The organism is Prosthecobacter fluviatilis (assembly GCF_055388355.1).
Map to the genome: position 1 here is coordinate 2,814,626 of NZ_AP043782.1, position 18,287 is coordinate 2,832,912.

The window sequence follows — 18,287 nt, forward strand, 5'->3', positions numbered from 1 at the left end:
CAATGGCCGTGGTTATTGCCCCACGGGACAGCACCGCTCAGGCTTGTGGGGAAATCCGTGGAACCGCGTAGCGGTGACACAAACCCCGCTCCACCCATCGTGTTTCTGTTATTCACGAGCCTGCTCGGGCGTGCTCAGCGGTACTTAGACAACCCTTCCAGATACTGCCGCGCCAGCTCCGTCTGCGGCCTCGTGAAGAAATCCGCCGCACTCGATGACTCCTGCACTTTGCCCGCCGCCAGAAACACCACCCAGTCCGCCACCTTGCGCGCAAAGCTGATCTCATGCGTCGCCAGGATGATGCTCTGCCCCGCCTCCGCCAGTTCACGGATCACATCCAGCACCTCCCCCGTCATCACCGGGTCCAGCGCCGAAGTCGGCTCATCCAGCAGCAGCAGCCTAGGCTTCGGAGCCAGCGCCCTCGCGATCGCCGCACGCTGCTGCTGTCCACCTGAAAGCTGGCTCGGCCGCTTGTCCTCATGCCCCGCCAGCCCCAGCCGGTGCAGCAGTTCCAGCGCACGCTGCTTCGCCTGCGCCTCCGGCATCCCATGCACCTCCACCAGCGGCAGCGTGATGTTTTGCAGCGCTGTGAGGTGAGGAAACAAATTGTACCCCTGAAACACAAAGCCGTTTCCACGCCGCTCATTCAGAGCGCCCTCCTCATCATGCGGCAGCACACGCGCATCGATGCTCACATGTCCGTCATCCGGCACCAGCAGACTCCCCAGCACCCTCAGCAGCGTGGACTTCCCGCCACCGGACGGCCCCAGCAGCGCGACCACTCGCGCCTCCTCCCCCGTTTCAAACGAGGCCCCGTCCAGCGCTGCATGCGCCCCGTACCGCTTCGTCACAGCATGTGACTCAAGTTTCATACGCAAACCTCCCTTCCAAACGCCGCGCCAGGTGCGAAAGCGGCAGTGTCACAATCAGGTACGCCAGCGCCAGCGGCAGGTAGCCCTCCAGCGGAGCAAAGTTGGCCGCGTTCATGATCTTCACTTTCTGCACCATCTCCTCGATCCCGATCACCGACAGCAGCGAAGAATCCTTGATCAGCGACACCAGCTGTCCCGTCGTCCCCGGCAGCGCCCTCCTCAGTGCCTGCGGAATGATCACAAACCGGTACGTCTGCACCCGGCTGAAGCCCACCGCCCGCGCTGCCTCCAGCTGCGAAGCGCTGATGCTCTCCACAGCACCGCGGAAAATCTCCGCCAGATACGCCCCCTCAAAGCATCCCAACAAAAGAATCCCGGTAAAGAGAGGCTGATCCACCTTCAGCGCCTGCGCGATGATATAGTGCCCGATCAGCAGTTGCACCAGCAGTGGCGACCCACGCACCACCTCCACCACACTGCTGCACCCCATCCTCACCGGCAGCCACGGCGCACGCCTGCCCAGCATCAGCACAAACCCCAGCACCACACTCACCACCATCGCCACCAGCGACAGCCCCATCGTGCTCAGCCAGCCCTGGCAAAACTGCTGCCGGTATCGCAACACCCCGCTCCAGTTCCACGGATACTCCACCGCAGAGAAAACCCCGTAAAACACCCCCGAAGCCAGCACAAACAGCCCCAGCCCGTACAGGGCTTGGCGCATCTTCGGGACATCACTGACAGGGCACGCAGGCAAGACCTCATCATCTACGCCAGAAACCGGCCGTTTGTCCCGCTGAATTTACTTCGCCACCGCAGCCACCACCGCCGGCCCGCCCCCCTGCGTCTGCAAAAAAAGCACCACGCCGCGCGCAATCCCGTCCGCGATCTGGTCACGGTAGCTTACCTGCTTCAGCCGCACAGACTCGCGCTCACTCGTGATAAAGCCGCACTCCACCAGCACCGCCGGGCACGCAGCCCTCGCCACCACCGCATAATCACGCGCCTTCGTGCCACGGCTGACCGCCCGGGTCGTCTCACAGACCAGCCTCTGCACAGTAGCGGCAAATTCTGCCCCGCCCTCCTCCGCCCGCTCCTGCCCGCCCCCGGCAACCGCCATCAGTCGTGCAGACAGCCCCTTCGATTCAGAAAAATACGTCTCGATCCCCTCCGCCTCACTCCCCTCCCCGCTCGTGTTAAGATGCACGCTCACAAACGCAGCCGCCCCATGCACCCCGGCCAGAGCCGCCCGCTCATCCAGCGTCAGGAACCTGTCCCCGCTGCGAGTCATCACCACACGCACCCCCGCAGCCTCCAGCTCCCTTTTCAGCCGCTTCGCGATGTCCAAGCTCAAATTTTTTTCAACCACCCCGTTCGCCACTGCCCCGCCATCATGCCCGCCGTGCCCGGCATCCACCACCACCAAAGGCACCCTCTCCCCCCACAGCCTCAGGCTCGCCGGAGGCTCGGCCGCCTGCCGTTGCTCCAGCCAGACTAGTGAGTAGGCACTGCCACCGAGGGCCAAAAAAGCAGCCACCGTTTGCAAGCTCAGGACGAAAAACGGGTAAAATTTCAAAAAAATTATTCAAGAATATAAAATATTTGTTTGAATTAACAACCTGATTTTCTACAATAACCATATGAAGACGCCTCGCCCTGCATCCCGTGCGCTGAGATTTCTGGTACTCGCTTGGAGCGTCCTTTTCACACTGCCGCTCACGGCAGTCACCAACACCTTCAATCAGCCCCCCCCACCCGGCTACCCCGCCAGTGGTGCGCTCAAGCAGCCCTCCACCAAAGCCAGCCGCCAGTCCGCCGCCGCCATTCAGGCCCCGGTCACGCGTCCTCAATACCCCAACACCTATCCCCCCCCTGCTGGCTATACCTACCCGCCTCCCGGCTACGGCACTGCACCCAAACCTGCCACAACCAAATCCGGCAAGTCAGCCACCAGCGGTAAATCCGGCACCAGGTCCGCCCCCGCCAAAAAGCCCGCCGCAGGCCCCCCGCCACCGCCCAAAGTCTATGGCCCCACTGGCGACCTCTCCACCCAGGTCACCAAAATTCGTGAAAGTGACCGCGTGCAAAACATCCGCATCGGCGAGCTCGAGCGCGACGTCAGCAGCATCAAGCGCGGAGGCGGCAAAAGCAGCACCCGCTACGATGGCGGCACCGACCTCGCCGCACACACCACCTACATCGCCCGGCCCGGAGACACCCTCTGGCGCATCGCCACCACCCACCGCGTGAGCGTCGGCGAAATCCAGCAGCTCAACCGCATGACCGAAGAAGAAGTCCATGTCGGCCAGGCCCTCCTCATTCCCTCGCCTCACCGCCTCGACTCCCCCACCACACCCGCCAGCTACACCCCGCCAACTCCCGGTGGCATCACCCCAGCCCCCACGTCCACCGTCAAGGTCAGTGCCCCCGTGTATTACACCGTCAGGAAAGGCGACAGCCTCAAAGGCATCGCCCTCAAGCACAAAATGACCATCGCCAGCCTTGCCAGCGCAAACAAGATCAAGGACGTCAACAAAATCGCCGTCGGTCAGCGCCTCAAAATCCCCGGTCGCACCACCACCATCACCGTCGCCTCCAAAACTCCCGTCCCCGCACAGCAATCCTCCGACACCATCCCCCTTCCCGGCTACGGCGTCCCAGGAGCCCCACCACCACCCGCCGCCGGGCTCGCTCCAGCAGCCACCCCGCCCCCAGGTCCACCACCAGCTCCCACCCCAATCGTCGCAGCCTCCCCCAAGGCCCCCGACACCACCGACTCACACCGCGGCATCCTCGCCTATCGCGTAGACAGCTCCGACACCATCGAATCCATCGCCACCCAGTTCACCACCACGCCCGACCAGATTCGCGAAATGAACCGCCTCACCCCCGGCACCCCTCTCAAGACCGGAGACGAAATCATGGTCCCCGCCATGGGTGCCGTCTCCGTAGGCAGCCGCTGACCGTCCCACACCCGCACAAGGTTTGCGCGAAAATCAATCAACTAAATGCCAGGCATTTTATTGATTGACTCTGGGCAAACCCGTGGGCAGCTGGAAAAGCACCGCTGCCGCCGAAGCCTATCGCTGCTTGCTGCATGCCGACGGCCGCGAAATCAAAGACGCCCGGAACGAACACGTCGTGCGCTCCGTTGTCAGCGCAGACACCGCCCGTGCCGTGCTGGCTGCGAAAGGCAAACTCAGCACCACCGAGCTGGTGCGCCTGCGGGTGCGCTACTTCACCGATGGCCTCGTACTGGGCAGCAAAGAGTTTGTGGAAAGCATCTTCGAGGCGCAGCGCGAGCTCTTCGGCCCACGGCGGAAAAATGGAGCGCGGCGCATGGCTGGGGCTGAGGATGCTTTTTACACACTGCGCCAGCTCCGCATCCGGCCTCTGGACTGAGCAGGCTGCCTGGAGTGCCGCCTCTTGAAATGCGAGACCTGTGGAACTGCTGAGCCGCGCCCCCGCCCACACCTTCTCCCTAATGGCGAGAATTACACAAGCAGACCCAGACTCCGGAATTACATAGGCATCAAGCCGACAATTGAAGACGATTGAGACCGCTTCGCAGCAGCATTTCCGCAGGAAAAATTGAACGCCCGGCTTGCGCTGTCGCTACGTATGTTCAAGATGAAAACCTCCCACATGAGCGCTGTTTTTGACTCCCTCTCTCGATTTTACGCTTCCTCCATCGGCAAAAAGTTCCTCGTGGCCCTCACCGGCCTCGTGCTGATCGGCTTCATCTTCGGCCACATGATCGGCAACCTGCTGATCTTCGTCGGCAAAGACGCCATCAATGAATACGGCCACATGCTCCAGACCGCCCTGCACGGTGGCGGCGTCTGGATCGCCCGCCTCGGACTGCTGGCCGCCGTGGGTATCCACATCGTGGCCACCATCCAGCTCACCAAAGCCAACCGCGCCGCCCGCAAGGACGCCTACGGCCAGCACAAGGCCCAGGTCAGCAGCAAGGCCTCCCACACCATGATCTGGAGCGGTCTCACCATCCTGGCCTTCATCGTTTACCACCTGCTTCACTTCACCGTCCGCGTCGGCAACGACTACGGCACCTACAAGACCACCCTCCACGGCGAGACCGTCCACGACGTTTACCGCATGGTCATCGCCGGCTTCTCCTGGGCCCCGGCCTCCATCTTCTACATCATCGCCATGCTGCTTCTCTCCAGCCACCTCAGCCACGGCTTCAGCAGCCTCTTCCAGACCCTCGGCGTCTCCACAGACAAAACAGAGCCCCTCTTCAAAAAGCTCGGCTACGCCTTCGCCGGCCTCATCCTAGTGGGCAACTGCTCCATCCCCATCGCGATCCTGTTCTTCAACTACGGCCGTTAATTCTTCCCGCGACACGCCATGCCTCTCAATTCAAACATTCCCTCCGGCCCGATGGCCATGAAGTGGTCCAAGCACAAGCAGGACTCCAAGCTCATCAATCCGAAGAACAAGCGCAAGTTCACCGTCCTCGTCGTTGGCAGCGGCCTCGCAGGCTCCTCCGCAGCCGCCACTCTCTCCGAGCTCGGCTACAAGGTGAAATGCTTCTGCTTCCAGGACAGCGCCCGCCGCGCCCACTCCATCGCAGCCCAGGGCGGCATCAATGCGGCTAAAAACTACCAGAACGACGGCGACAGCGTCCACCGTCTCTTCTACGACACCGTCAAAGGCGGCGACTTCCGCGCCCGTGAGGCCAATGTCCATCGCCTCGCCGAAGTCAGCGTCAACATCATTGACCAATGCGTCGCCCAGGGCGTTCCCTTCGCCCGTGAATACGGCGGCATGCTGGCCAATCGCTCCTTCGGCGGTGCCCAGGTCAGCCGTACATTCTACGCCCGCGGCCAGACCGGCCAGCAGCTCCTCCTCGGCGCCTACTCCGCGCTCAACAAGGAAATCGCCGCAGGTGGCGTGCAGATGTACACCCGAATGGAAATGCTCGACCTCGTGACCGTTGACGGCCACGCCAAGGGCATCATCACCCGCAACCTCGTCACAGGCAAAATCGAAGCCCACGCCGGCGACGCCGTCCTCCTCTGCACCGGCGGCTACGGCAACGTCTTCTACCTCTCCACAAATGCGATGGGTTGCAACGTGACCGCCACCTGGCGTGCTCACCGCAAAGGCGCCTTCTTCGCCAACCCCTGCTACACCCAGATCCACCCCACCTGCATCCCCGTTAGCGGCGACTACCAGAGCAAGCTCACGCTCATGTCCGAGTCCCTCCGCAACGACGGCCGTGTCTGGGTCCCCAAGAAGAAGGAAGACTGCGGTAAAAATCCCGACCAGATCCCCGAGGCCGACCGCGACTACTACCTCGAGCGCAAATACCCCAGCTTCGGCAACCTCGCCCCTCGTGACATCTCCTCCCGTGCCGCCAAGGAAGCCTGCGACGACGGTCGCGGAGTCGGCCCCGGCGGACGCGGTGTTTACCTCGACTTCGCAGAAGCCATTGGCCAGTTCGGAGCCAAGACCATCGCCGAGCGCTATGGCAACCTCTTCGAAATGTACGAGCGCATCACCGGAGAGAGCGCCTACAAGCGCCCCATGCGCATCTACCCCGCCGTCCACTACACCATGGGCGGCCTCTGGGTGGACTACAATCTGATGAGCAACCTCCCCGGTCTCCATGTCCTCGGAGAGGCCAACTTCTCCGACCACGGTGCCAACCGCCTCGGAGCCTCCGCCCTCATGCAGGGCCTCGCAGACGGCTACTTCGTCATCCCGACGACCATCGCCAACTACCTCGTGAACCAGAAGCCCGGCAGCATCACCACTGAGCACCCTGAGTTCAAAAAGGCTCTCGAAAACTGCACCGCGCAGACCAAGAAATTCCTCAACATCAACGGCAAGCGCAGCGTGGACAGCTTCCACCGCGAGCTCGGCCTCCTCGTCTGGGACAAATGCGGCATGGCCCGCACCCGCGAAGGCCTCACCGAAGCCCTCAAGCGCATCCCTGAGCTGCGCGAAGAGTTCTGGCAAAATGTGAAGGTCCCCGGCAGCGGCGACTTCACCAATCCCGAGCTCGAAAAAGCCGGACGCGTCGCCGACTTCATGGAGTTCGCCGAGCTCCTCTGCCTCGATGCCCGCCACCGTGAGGAAAGCTGCGGCGGTCACTTCCGCTCCGAATACCAGACCGAAGACGGCGAAGCCAAGCGCGACGACGAAAACTTCAGCTACGCAGCCGCCTGGGAATACACCGGCAACCTCAGCCAGCCCACCCTCAACAAGGAGCCGCTGGCCTTCGAAGAAGTCCACCTTGCCGTCCGCAGCTACAAATAACGTTCCTCTCCCGTCCCCATGTCTCTACTCAATCTGCACCTCAAAGTCTGGCGTCAGAATGGCTCGCAGCCAGGCCACTTCCAGGACATTGAAGCCCCGGAAATCCCCGATCATGCCTCTTTCCTGGAGATGATGGACATCGTCAACGAGCGCCTCATCTCCAAAGGCGAAGACCCCGTCGCCTTCGACCACGACTGCCGCGAAGGCATCTGCGGCATGTGCTCCATGCAGATCAATGGCGTCCCCCACGGCCCTGAAAAAGCCACCACCACCTGCCAGCTCCACATGCGCAAATTCCGCACCGGAGACACCATCTGGATCGAGCCCTTCCGCGCCCGCGCCTTCCCCGTCCTCAAGGACCTCATGGTGGACCGCACCGCCTTCGACCGCATCCAGCAGGCCGGTGGTTTCGTCACCGTCCGCACCGGCGCACCTCAGGACGCCAACGCCCTGCCTATCGGCAAAGAAGTCGCCGACGCCGCCATGGACGCAGCCGAATGCATCGGCTGCGGTGCCTGCGTGGCCGCCTGTAAAAACGCCAGCGCCATGCTCTTTGTCTCCGCCAAGGCCGGACAGCTTAACTCCCTGCCTCAGGGCCAGCCCGAAAAAGACCGCCGCACCCTCGGCATGGTCCGCCAGATGGACAAGGAAGGCTTCGGCAACTGCACCAACCAGTACGAGTGCGAAGCCGCCTGCCCCAAAGGCATCAGCGTCCGCTGGATCACCAAGCTCAACCGCGACTACGCCATCGCCTCCGTCAAAGAAGCCTTCGGCAACACCCCCAAGGTGGCCGGCGGCGGCGACTGATCGTCTTAAGGTTTCGGCTCTCCAGGAGGCGGAGCAGGCTTGTCCTGCTCCGGTGGCGGACGGCGAAATCCATCCTTCGGATCTCCTCCTCGGTCGCGGAATTTGATGAATTCCTGCCCTGCTGCCTCGCGGTAGATTTCACGCAGCTTTTTAAAGGCTTCCATACGCTGGTCAGGCGCTAGTTCGCCCAGTTTGGCCAGCGCCTCTTTCACACGTGGCAGTTGCATGATGCGCTCATGGAATTGCCTTGTCTCGTCACGGCGCTCAGGCCTGGAGAACGAAAGCATCTCCGCGCCAAGACGGATCACCGCCATGCGGGCAAACTCAGGTGAGTCCGGCTTCGGCAGCTCCGGCAGGCCGCGTTGATCCATCGGGAACTGCGGCTTGATCTTCTCCAGGATCGCCACCGCCTCGGGATCAATGTCCTTCAGCGCCGCGTGCAGCGTGTTGCGCATCTCTTCGTTCGCACGCAGAGCCTTGTCACGCGCCTCGATCACCTCAGGCCGCTGCCAAGCCTTTTCAAAAGCGGCACGCACCTTCTGCTTCTCGTCCTCGGAAAGCTTTTCAAAACCGTCAAATCCACGCTGAGGTCCGCCCCGGCCATGCATCATCCCCGGTGGTCCGCGATGTTCTCCATCACGATACGACGGCCCCTCCCCGGGCTTGGGCGGAGGAGGCGGGGGCGGCGTTGGCTTGTTGCCCTCACTCTGGGCAAGCACTGCTGTGCAGAGGGCAAATAGGAGGACCAGTGGACGCATGACGGGCAGTTTCCTCCGCTGCATCCTCTTGGCAACCTGATAGCTGGTCTCAGTTTTCATTGCAGCTATTAACACCTCTGCCCGAAGGAAGTTTCATTCACCTGATGCGCTCCAGTTTCAGCAGAGGCGCCGCCGCAGAGGCAAACTGGGCCACGTAAAGATTCCCCTCAGTGTCCACCGCCACCCCATGCGGGTGGATGAAGGTCTTGTGATCGCTCTGCATCGGCTGCAGCACCCCATCTTGATAAACCGCCGCCGGGGCTCCGATGTTGGAAACAATCCGATACTCCCGGTCCACAATCGAGATGAAACCCGGCGAGTTCCTGTCCTTTGGCCACTGATCCCCCAGATGTGGCACAATCACGTGGTCTCCCCAAAAGATGATGTCCCGCGGATTCCCACCCGGCATCGGGATCTTGTCGATGAACCGCCCCTCGGCCGTGAACCGTTTGATCTCCTGCTGGTCGCTCATGGCGACAATCACCCGCATTTTTGCCGAATCCGACACATCCAGAGCCCCGCCATGCGGCCCCCAGTGCTTTAGCTGGTTCTCGCCTTCCCCCAAATTTCCACCCCACCAGCGCAGCAACGTCCCATCCGGCTTGTAGTGGAAAATGTAGTCCTTTCCATAGCCGTCGAAGACGCAGAACGCACCATCGGGAAAATGGATCGTTTTCGAAGGCCGGTATTCGTTGGCGCTCGCATGCAGCTTCGCCTGTTCCGGCCACGCAAAATGTGCCAGTTCTTCGCCATCTGGCGTCAGTTTGCGTACCTCATGGAGCTGCGTGTCCGTGATAAAAAGCACCTCGCGCCCCCCTTCCCGCACCAAACTCATCCCATGCGCCCCCGGCATGCGGGCCGTCCAGTGCTTGATCAGCGTGCCCGCCTTCGCATCGAGGATCACCACATTGTTCCTGGCATCGTCTGTGAGGAACAGCAGCCTCCCCTGCGAGTCGATGGCGACCGCATGACCATTTTTCACATTCACCTGGGCCAGCGCCTCGCGTCCCCAGCCGGGAACAACCCGATAACGAAAATCCCCTTGCCCGAGAACATCCTCAGCATGGGAAAACCCGGCGGCGAAAAGGCTGAGCAGCGGCAGGATGGCGGAGCGGATCATGCGGGCAAGCAATCATGCCTGGCGTCCCGGTGCAAGATCAACGCATGGATGGTTTGCCAGCACCCGTATTGCTGCGAGGGTGTTCCCCGCTTCTTCCCATGGTATTCATTCTCATTGTCGCTGCTCTTTTCCTCGGCCTTGCCGTCGCCCGCTGGGCGCAGGCGCGCCATGCGTCGATGATGCTGAAAGGCTTCCGGGCCAACGCCCCCACAGCGCATACCGGCAGCGAGATCGCGCTCATGTTTCTGAAATCCGAAGGCGTGGATGACGTGCAGATCGTCGAACACAATGCTGTCGTGACCGATTACTTCGAGCCGACCCGGCGCCGCCTGTTTTTGCGTCGGGATGTGGCCCAGGGCACCACCTTGTCCGCCTGGGCCATCGCACTGCATGAGGCAGCGCATGCGCTGCAGACCGGGGAGTCGTTGAGCGAGCTCAAGTGGCGGCAGAGCTGCATCCGCATGAGCCGCTACATTCCCATGGCCGCAGTGTTCGCCATTGTGGGATTGATGATCGCCCGCATTCTCATAGCAAAGAACGCCATTTTCGTCACCGCCGCAGTCATCGTTCTTCTTCTGCTGCTGAACCTTGGCAGCGTGCCTCTGGAGTTCAACGCCAACAAGCGTCTGCGCCGTTTCCTGGACGAGCACCTCAAAAACCATGCCCAGGCCAGCAGCCGGCTCGATGAACTGCTTTTCTGCATGGCCATTCGTGAGGTTGGGGATCTGCTGAGTTCGCCGCGCTATTTTTTCCTCAGCGCCCTGCCTGGCACGGGAAAGATGCGTCCGCAGTGATCTTGTGAAGCAAGGCAAGGCTCAGGGGTGACGTTCTGCTAGCATGGTCAAACTCACCGCCTTATTCATTCTTGCCATCTCGTCCGCGCTTCTCGCAGACACACAAACACCGGCTTCATTCAGCGGTGATTTTGTCATCAAGGTCAATTACCGCTACCTCCTGAGCAAGCCCGAGCGCTACGAAGCCGACAAGGACAAGAAATGGCCGCTGGTGGTCTTCCTCCACGGCTCTGGAGAGCGGGGCACCGATCTTGAACTGATCAAAAAACACGGGCCGCCAAAGCTGCTCGCCGCCGGGCAGAAATTTCCCGCCATCATCGCCAGCCTGCAGTGCGAATCCAACAACCTGTGGAATCCGCACGGCGTCCAGGCGGTCACCGAACACCTGATCAAAACGCTGCGCGTCGATCCCAAGCGTGTCTATCTCACGGGCATCAGCATGGGCGGCTTTGGCACTTGGGAGACGGCCTTTGAGTATCCTGGAACCTACGCCGCCATCGCCCCCATCTGCGGTGGCGCAGGCGTGCGCTGGGTAACCGCGCAACGTCTCAAGAGCATGCCCTGCTGGATCTTCCATGGCGACAAGGACGGCGCCGTTCCGATCGAGAACAGCCAGAAGATTTTCGATGCTCTGAAAAAGATCGGCGCACCGGTCAAATTCACCATCTACCCCGGCGTGGGTCATGATTCATGGACTCAAACATATGCCAATCCGGAGTTCTGGAACTGGCTGTTTGAGCAGAAGAAGCCATGACAGGGAGAAGGCCCGGCGGGCGTTTGATCTCCCATGATCCGACCTCTCCTCCCGCTTCTCATTGCCTCCTCATTGCAGGCTCAAGTGCTGCCCGGCACCCAGCCGCTGGAGCCGAATGCTGATTTTTCCGCCACCATGGTGGCGGGGATCGACAAAATAGCGCTGAGGCTGATCGAAAAGTCCAAAGAGGGCCGCAAGCCGACCCGCGAGAAGCTGCGGGCGGCGTTGGGAATGGTGGACGCACGGCTGCCCATCACGGCGCTGGAGCTTGTGGGAGACACCTCCGCTCCTGCCTTGCTGGCAGAGACCGCAACGGCGCGCATCCTGCGCGTGCGCTGGCCGGTGTTTGAGGGTGTGCATGGAGAGGGCATCCTCATTCAGCCAAAGGACAAGCCTGTGGCACGGGTGATCTACATCCCGGATGCGGACACGGATCCCGAGAAGCTGGCCAATGACGCCATGCTGGCCTACAGCGGCTGTGAAATCGTCATTCCGGCGCTCATCAGCCGGGGCAGCGAATTCAGCACGAACGGCAAGTTCGGAGTGAAGACGAACATTCCGCACCGCGAGTGGATCTACCGCCAGTCGTATGAGCTCGGACGCCACATCATCGGCTATGAAGTGCAGAAAATGCTGTCCCTGGTCGATTATTTCAGTGCCCAGCCAAAGCTGCCGCTGCTGGTGGCGGGGTTGGGAGAAGGCGGTCTTCTTGCCATGTACTCGGGCGCCATCGACGAACGTATCAGCTCAGTCTATGTCTGGGGCTGCTTCGAGCCGCGTGAAGGTGTCTGGGCGGAGCCAATCTACCGCAACGTGTTTGGACTGCTGCGCGATTTTGGCGATGCCGAAGTGGCCTCACTCATCGCTCCACGTCCGATGGTGGTGCAGAACCTTGGCTTCCCCAATGTGCAGGGACCTCCTGAGGCCAAGCAGGGAGAGCGAAACATCGCCGCACCGGGCAAGATCACCAAGCCCGGCCTGGCCGCGGTGCAGGCGGAAGTGGCACGTGCCAAGGCGCTCGCACCGGGAGACTGGCTCATGCTGGCCACCGAAGAGCATGGCCTCAAAGAAGTGGTCACGCACCTGCTGCCCAAGGAGATCGCGGAGCAGCTGGTGAAAACCATCGAGCCGGTGATGCCGCAGAAGAACGAGCAGCGCGCCCGTGTGGACTCCACCCGGCAGAAGCGCCTGGTAAGGGAGCTGGAAAACTTCACCCAACGCCTGCTGGTGAGCACGGAGCTGGAACGCAAGGCGCAGTTCTGGGACAAACTGCCGCTTAAGTCTGTGGCGGACTTTGAAAAGCACACGGCCGCAGAGCGCGAGCGCTTCTGGAACGAAGTCATCGGCCGCCTCCCTGACCCAAACCTGCCGGTGAACGCCAAGAGCCGCTTCGTGCGCGAAACGGATAAAGTTTCCATCTACGAGGTGACCATGGATGTCTGGGATGATGTCTTTGCCTGGGGCTGGCTCTGCCTGCCCAAAGACCTCAAGCCGGGCGAGAAGCGGCCCGTTGTGGTCTGCCAGCACGGCCTGGAGGGCATCCCTGAAGACACCATTACCACCGATGAGACGCAGAAAGCCTACGCGCCCTACAAGGCCTTCACCCTGCGGCTGGCGGAGCAGGGCTTCATCACCTTTGCCCCGCACAACCCATATCGGGGCAAAGACGCCTTCCGCACGCTGCAGCGGAAGCTCAACCCGCTCGGACTCACGCTTTACAGCGTCATCAACGGCCAGCACCAGCGCATCCTGGAATGGCTGAAGGCACAGCCTTTCACCCAGCCGGGAAAAATCGCCTTCTATGGCCTGAGCTACGGAGGCAAATCCGCCATGCGCACGCCGGCCGTGCTGACAGACTACTGCCTGAGCATCTGCAGCGGGGACTTCAATGAATGGGTGCGCAAGTGCGTGAGCACGGACATGCCGATGAGCTACATCCACACCCATGAGTATGAAATCTGGGAGTGGAACATGGGCCGCACCTTCAACTACGCCGAGATGGCTGCCCTGATCGCGCCGCGGCCGTTCATGGTCGAGCGGGGACACAACGATGGCGTGGGTGTGGACGAGTGGGTGAACTACGAGTTCGCCAAGGTCCGCCGCCTTTACAACAAGCTCCTGATTGGCGAGCGCACCACCATCGAGCATTTCGACGGCCCGCACACCATCCATGGAGTGGGCACGTTTGAATTCCTGAAGGAAAAGCTGGAGTGGAAGTGATTTCCCGTATTTAAGGAGAGCTGAGCCGACATTATGCCCTCAGCGGCAAAGGCTTATTCTTTTTTTGAATCAAATGCCAAGGGATACCTCCGGTCTTTCCCTTATGCTACCCCCTGATGAGCGTGACCCATTTTTTGAAGAAGCCTGCATTCTCCCTGCCGGCACGCCAGGACATGCCCAATCTGAGGCATTTTTTCAGGCGCCTGTGGCTCATCTTCGGCGGGTCGGCACTGCTGCTGCTGGCCAGTTTTGCCATTTTTTACATCACAGGGACCACCCTGGAAAAAGAACGTGCTGCCACGGTCAGTGCGGTCAATCTGCTGGGGAAGCAGCGAACGCATAGTCAGACCCTCAGCCGGCTTGTTCTTCAGGCAGGGGGCAGCGCTATGCCACAGCTGACTGACTACCTGGGACGGACAGATCTCGTCTGGGGTGCCATGAAGACCTGCGAGGAAGCCCTGAACTCCGGCAGCCTGGTGCAGCACGCCACAGGAAACCAGCGGGCCAGCATCCTGCTAAAGCTGCAAGAGGCACATGAGAGCTATTTGAAGATCGGCAAGGTGATGAACAAGCTGCACCCGCAGACGGAGAATGCAGGCAGTTTGCTGAAGAACGCCAGTGAGAGGCTGACCGAAGACTGCGATGCCATGGCGGGCGCTCTGGACCAGGCCGTCCAAAAGATGATCGTGGTCAACACCGACATCAACGAGCACATCCGGCTGCTGGGCTGGACGCAGATCGCAGTCACCGGAGGCATTGCGCTGCTGACCGCCCTGCTGCTGACACGCGGCCAGGTTTCCACCATGCAGCGCCTGATCGACACCAGCGTGAAGCTGCAGGAGCTGACCTACCTGCAGAACGGCGTGCTGGAGAGCGCGTCGTGCGGCATCATCAGCACCGACACGAAGGGACTGATAGCGACCTTCAACTGCGGGGCTGAAAAACTCACCGGTTATGCAAGGCAGGAAGTGGTTGGAAGCGTGACACCGGAGCTGTTCCATGAGGCGTCTGATGTGGAGCGCCTGGCCGCCGAGGTCTCGCGTGAAACGGGCCTGTCAATCCCGCCGGGATTTGAGGTGTTTGTGGCGCAGGCCAGGCGCGGCATCCTGCGCGAGCGTGAATGCACCTACGTGAGGAAGGACGGGAGCCGTGTCTCTGTCTCCCTGAACGTGACGGCAATGCAGGACGAGCACGGGGAAATCACAGGCTTTCTGGGCATTGTGAACGACATCACGGAGAAAAAGAAGCTGGAGCAGCAGTTTTTGCGCGCACAGCGCATCGAAAGCGTGGGGACGCTGGCTGGCGGCATCGCTCATGACCTGAACAATGTGCTGACCCCCATCGTCATGTCGATCGAGCTGCTGAGGCTCATCCACACGAATGAGCGCACCCTCTCCATCCTGGCGAGCATCGAAAGCAGCGCCAAACGCGGCGCAGATCTGGTCCGGCAGATTCTCACCTTTGCACGAGGCGTGGAGGGCGAGCGCAAGGAGCTGCACGCCGGGCCGCTGATCAAGGACATCCAGCATTTCGTGCAGGACACCTTTCCCAAAAACATTCACTGCACCAGCAGCCTGCCAAAAGACCTGCCTGCATTATTGGGCGACCCCACGCAGCTTCATCAAATCCTTCTCAACCTCTGCGTCAACGCGCGTGATGCCATGCCCGAAGGCGGGGAGCTGGCCATCCGCGCAGGCTTCATCATGCTGGATGAAGCTGCTGCGGCTGGACACATCGACGCGAGGCCCGGCTTTTATGTCACGCTGAGCGTGAGCGACACAGGGCTAGGCATTCCGTCGGAATCACTAGACAAGATTTTTGATCCCTTCTTCACCACCAAGGAGACAGGAAAAGGCACGGGACTGGGCCTTTCGACGGTACTTAGCATCACCAAAAGCCACGGCGGATTCGTCACGGTGAGCAGCGAGCCAGGCCGGCAAACAGTGTTCACCATCTGCCTGCCGGCCGTGGCAAACACCGCCAGCAGCGAAAAGCCCGCCCAAGCAGAGGAAGTGCCCCTGCCGACGGGCAAGGGAGAACTGATCCTGATCGTGGATGATGAGGAGTCCATCCGGACAACCATACGGCGAACTTTGGAAGTGCTGGGCTACCGTACGCTGGTGGCCACCAATGGCGCGGAGGCAGTGGCGCTCTACACCCAGCACAGCGCGGAGATAGCCGTCGTGCTGACGGACATGATGATGCCAGTCATGGACGGTCCGGCCACGATTCAGAGGCTCAAGCGCATCAACCCGAATGTCAAAATCATCGCCACCAGCGGGGTCAGCCATCTGGGCGGCCCTGCCAAGGTGGCGGAGATGGGCGTGCAGGAGTTCCTGCCCAAGCCCTATTCCGCCCAGAGCGTCGTGACGACACTCAACCTCGTGATCAACGAGCCGGACACCCGGGACAAGACGCCGGCCAAGCCCCTGACGCCTTGAGTGGCCCGTCCATCAGGCTTTCATCTGCGTGGTCGCAAGCACGGGCTGGATGTGGTTTTCCGAGACCAGTGTGACGAGCAGATTGTTCACCATGGTGGATTTGGAGGCGGTGTCGAGCTGGACGATGCCGTCCGTTTCCAGCTTGCGCAGAGCCATCTCGACCATGCCGATGGCGCCATCCACAATGATCTGGCGTGCCGCGAGAACCGCCTGCGCCTGCTGACGGCGCAGCATGGCCTGTGCGATTTCAGGGCTGTAGGCCAGGTGGCTGAGCTGGGCCTCCAAAACTTCGATGCCTGCAATGCTGGTCCGCTCCGCCAGCTCGGCACGCAACTGATTTGCGACTTCAGCCGGATGGCTGCGAAGAGCGATCTCTCCGGGAGCGTGGGGCTCATAGGGGAAAAGGTTGGAGAGATGCCGGAGCGCGGTCTCCCCCTGCAGGTGGACGAACCTGTTGCAGTTCTCGACGGCAAAAGTCGCTTTGGCGGAGTCCACCACGCGCCACACAATCACCGCCGCAATTTCAATGGGATTGCCATGCGCATCATTGACCTTGAGCTGCTCGCTTTGAAAATTGGCGATCTTGAGGGAGATCTTCTGCCTGCTGGCAAAGGGGTTGATCCACCAGAATCCGTTTTGCACGAGGCTGCCGCTATACTGGCCGAAAAAGGTCAGCACGACCGCTTCATTGGGGGAGACGATGACAAATCCTTTCAGCAGCAGAAACCCGAGTATGGCCGCCGGAAGCATCAGCAGCGGGATGTGCTCGGGAAACCTGTAGATGTAGAAGGCCACAAGGCCGAGGGCCGCAAAGATGACAAGGAGGCCGGGTATGGCGAAGGCGTTGCGTTCTTTCATGGTCAGGATGAGTGTTGAGGGTGCCACTGAATCACCTGACCACAGCGTGGTCACTGATAATATTTAGGGGATTTTCCACCCCCAGGCGGCTCGACAGCCCGTTTGCATTCGCTGCATCGTCCGCTAGGCTGAGGGCGTAACTCAACGCGCTATGCAAACACCCAAAATCACTGCCTACCTGAAAACCTACTGCGGCTGGAGCGAAGGCGTCCGTGCCATCTTCCGGAAGTATGAGCTCGCCTACGAAGAGAAGGACATCATCAAAAACCCGGCCTTCCGCTGGGAGATGGAGCAGAAGAGCGGCCAGCCGCTGTCCCCCTGCGTGGAGATCAACGGCACGATGCTCGCTGACATCAGCGGCGCTGAAGTGGAAGCCTGGATGTCCGAAAACGGCCTGCTGGAAAAGAATGAGGCACCAGCTGATGCTCCGACCAATTCGGCCTGCTCCGATGCCCAGCACGCTGCGATGGCTGCAGGACAGGTTGGCACCTTGAAATTCGTGGGCTGATTCCACATGCGTTCCCGGCTTTTCCTCATCGGGCTGGCTTGTGCTCTCGCAGCCTGCAACACCGTGTACTATGCCGCCTGGGAAAAGCTGGGCTATGAGAAGCGTGACCTGCTCAAGAGCGCGGTCAAAAAAGCCCGTGGCGAGCAGAAAGAGGCTGGCGAGCAGTTCCAGGACGCTCTGACCCAGCTCAAGAAGCTGACCAACTACAACGGCGGCAGCCTGGAGTCTGCCTACAACCGCTTCAAAGGCGAATACGAAGACTGTGAGTCTCAGGCGGCCCGGGTGCGCAGTCAGATCCGCGAGGTGGACACGGTGGCACGGGACCTCTTCCTTGAATGGGAAGGGGAAATCCGCCAATATGGGAACGCCTCTCTCGCTGCGGACAGCCGCCGCAAACTGGCGGAGACACGCAGCCGGTTTGAGCCGCTCTCACGCTCACTCCACGCGGCGGAAGCCACGATGGATCCGGTGCTGCGCCAGTTTCATGACCAGGTGCTCTACCTGAAGCATAACCTGAACGCTGCCGCCATCGGCTCGCTGCGCGGAACGGCTGACAACATCCAGGGAGACATCCAGAGGCTGCTGGACCAGATGAACCGCTCGATCGCCGAGGCGGACCGGTTTATTCAGACGTTGTAATCCCATTGCAGTTAAAAGGCGGGATGGATCGTGCTTATGTTTTAACCGCAGAGGCACGATAAGCACAGAGGCCTGAGGTGATTCTGAACATTCATCTTCGTGACTGTTGTGCCTGTGTGATGAGTTCATTGCCGAGACAAGACCGGTCTTCGCGAGCTTGTTGAACCTTCGACGCGTGCCGGGCTGCGGTGGCGCTGAGCGACAGACAAGAGTGTCTGTCGTACGCAAGAA

17 protein-coding genes are annotated in these 18,287 nt (G+C 61.0%); 11 read left to right on the forward strand and 6 right to left on the reverse strand.

Annotation, left to right across the window (positions count from 1 at the left end):
- Window positions 1-134: 134 nt before the first annotated feature.
- From ACZ5WW_RS10780 to ACZ5WW_RS10790, 3 genes are all read right to left on the reverse strand, one after another.
- Entirely contained in the window at window positions 135-872 is a 738-nt protein-coding gene (locus ACZ5WW_RS10780) for an amino acid ABC transporter ATP-binding protein (RefSeq protein WP_377164305.1), read from the reverse strand.
- Window positions 862-1,596 (reverse strand): amino acid ABC transporter permease, encoded by a 735-nt coding sequence (locus tag ACZ5WW_RS10785; RefSeq protein WP_377164303.1) that lies wholly within the window; start codon window positions 1,594-1,596, stop codon window positions 862-864. Before ACZ5WW_RS10785 ends, ACZ5WW_RS10780 begins: the two co-directional genes overlap by 11 nt.
- A gap of 78 nt (window positions 1,597-1,674) precedes the next feature.
- Window positions 1,675-2,409: an N-acetylmuramoyl-L-alanine amidase gene (locus ACZ5WW_RS10790; RefSeq protein ID WP_377164301.1), complete on the reverse strand. Its 735-nt coding sequence runs from the start codon at window positions 2,407-2,409 to the stop codon at window positions 1,675-1,677.
- A gap of 103 nt (window positions 2,410-2,512) precedes the next feature.
- Here ACZ5WW_RS10790 and ACZ5WW_RS10795 point away from each other — a divergent pair, with 103 nt between their 5' ends.
- From ACZ5WW_RS10795 to ACZ5WW_RS10815, 5 genes are all read left to right on the forward strand, one after another.
- The gene (locus ACZ5WW_RS10795) at window positions 2,513-3,835 is read left to right on the forward strand and encodes a muramidase family protein (protein ID WP_377164299.1); all 1,323 of its coding nucleotides are present in this window, start codon (window positions 2,513-2,515) and stop codon (window positions 3,833-3,835) included.
- 82 nt (window positions 3,836-3,917) lie between these two features.
- Window positions 3,918-4,274, forward strand: coding sequence for a hypothetical protein (locus ACZ5WW_RS10800; protein WP_377164297.1), 357 nt, complete (start codon window positions 3,918-3,920; stop codon window positions 4,272-4,274).
- A 228-nt stretch (window positions 4,275-4,502) separates the two neighbouring features.
- Complete coding sequence (locus tag ACZ5WW_RS10805; protein ID WP_377164295.1) at window positions 4,503-5,222, forward strand: succinate dehydrogenase cytochrome b subunit; 720 nt, start codon at window positions 4,503-4,505, stop codon at window positions 5,220-5,222.
- Window positions 5,223-5,240: 18 nt separating this feature from the next.
- On the forward strand, window positions 5,241-7,157 hold the full coding sequence (locus ACZ5WW_RS10810; RefSeq protein ID WP_377164293.1) for a fumarate reductase/succinate dehydrogenase flavoprotein subunit: 1,917 nt from the start codon (window positions 5,241-5,243) through the stop codon (window positions 7,155-7,157).
- An 18-nt stretch (window positions 7,158-7,175) separates the two neighbouring features.
- Window positions 7,176-7,964: a succinate dehydrogenase/fumarate reductase iron-sulfur subunit gene (locus tag ACZ5WW_RS10815; protein ID WP_377164291.1), complete on the forward strand. Its 789-nt coding sequence runs from the start codon at window positions 7,176-7,178 to the stop codon at window positions 7,962-7,964.
- A gap of 5 nt (window positions 7,965-7,969) precedes the next feature.
- Here the strand turns inward: ACZ5WW_RS10815 and ACZ5WW_RS10820 are convergent, their stop codons facing one another.
- A complete protein-coding gene (locus ACZ5WW_RS10820) occupies window positions 7,970-8,722 on the reverse strand; it encodes a hypothetical protein (RefSeq protein WP_377164289.1) in 753 nt (250 codons plus the stop codon).
- 97 nt (window positions 8,723-8,819) lie between these two features.
- Entirely contained in the window at window positions 8,820-9,842 is a 1,023-nt protein-coding gene (locus ACZ5WW_RS10825) for an NHL repeat-containing protein (RefSeq protein ID WP_377164287.1), read from the reverse strand.
- Window positions 9,843-9,940: 98 nt separating this feature from the next.
- Between ACZ5WW_RS10825 and ACZ5WW_RS10830 the strand changes: the two genes are divergently transcribed.
- The 4 genes from ACZ5WW_RS10830 (at window position 9,941) to ACZ5WW_RS10845 (ending at window position 16,051) form a co-directional block, all read left to right on the forward strand.
- Complete coding sequence (locus tag ACZ5WW_RS10830) at window positions 9,941-10,636, forward strand: zinc metallopeptidase (RefSeq protein ID WP_377164285.1); 696 nt, start codon at window positions 9,941-9,943, stop codon at window positions 10,634-10,636.
- 43 nt (window positions 10,637-10,679) lie between these two features.
- Window positions 10,680-11,390, forward strand: a complete 711-nt coding sequence (locus tag ACZ5WW_RS10835) for a carboxylesterase family protein (protein ID WP_377164283.1) — start codon at window positions 10,680-10,682, stop codon at window positions 11,388-11,390.
- Window positions 11,391-11,423: 33 nt separating this feature from the next.
- A complete protein-coding gene (locus ACZ5WW_RS10840) occupies window positions 11,424-13,610 on the forward strand; it encodes an alpha/beta hydrolase family protein (protein ID WP_377164281.1) in 2,187 nt (728 codons plus the stop codon).
- A gap of 116 nt (window positions 13,611-13,726) precedes the next feature.
- Window positions 13,727-16,051, forward strand: coding sequence for a hybrid sensor histidine kinase/response regulator (locus ACZ5WW_RS10845; RefSeq protein WP_377164279.1), 2,325 nt, complete (start codon window positions 13,727-13,729; stop codon window positions 16,049-16,051).
- A gap of 12 nt (window positions 16,052-16,063) precedes the next feature.
- Here the strand turns inward: ACZ5WW_RS10845 and ACZ5WW_RS10850 are convergent, their stop codons facing one another.
- Entirely contained in the window at window positions 16,064-16,909 is an 846-nt protein-coding gene (locus tag ACZ5WW_RS10850) for an SPFH domain-containing protein (protein WP_377164277.1), read from the reverse strand.
- A gap of 151 nt (window positions 16,910-17,060) precedes the next feature.
- On the opposite strand from ACZ5WW_RS10850, the gene ACZ5WW_RS10855 reads away from it, so the two are divergent.
- Window positions 17,061-17,417, forward strand: a complete 357-nt coding sequence (locus ACZ5WW_RS10855) for a glutaredoxin family protein (protein ID WP_377164275.1) — start codon at window positions 17,061-17,063, stop codon at window positions 17,415-17,417.
- Between the two features lie 6 nt (window positions 17,418-17,423).
- Window positions 17,424-18,056, forward strand: coding sequence for a DUF2959 domain-containing protein (locus ACZ5WW_RS10860; RefSeq protein ID WP_377164273.1), 633 nt, complete (start codon window positions 17,424-17,426; stop codon window positions 18,054-18,056).
- Window positions 18,057-18,287 lie beyond the last annotated feature (231 nt).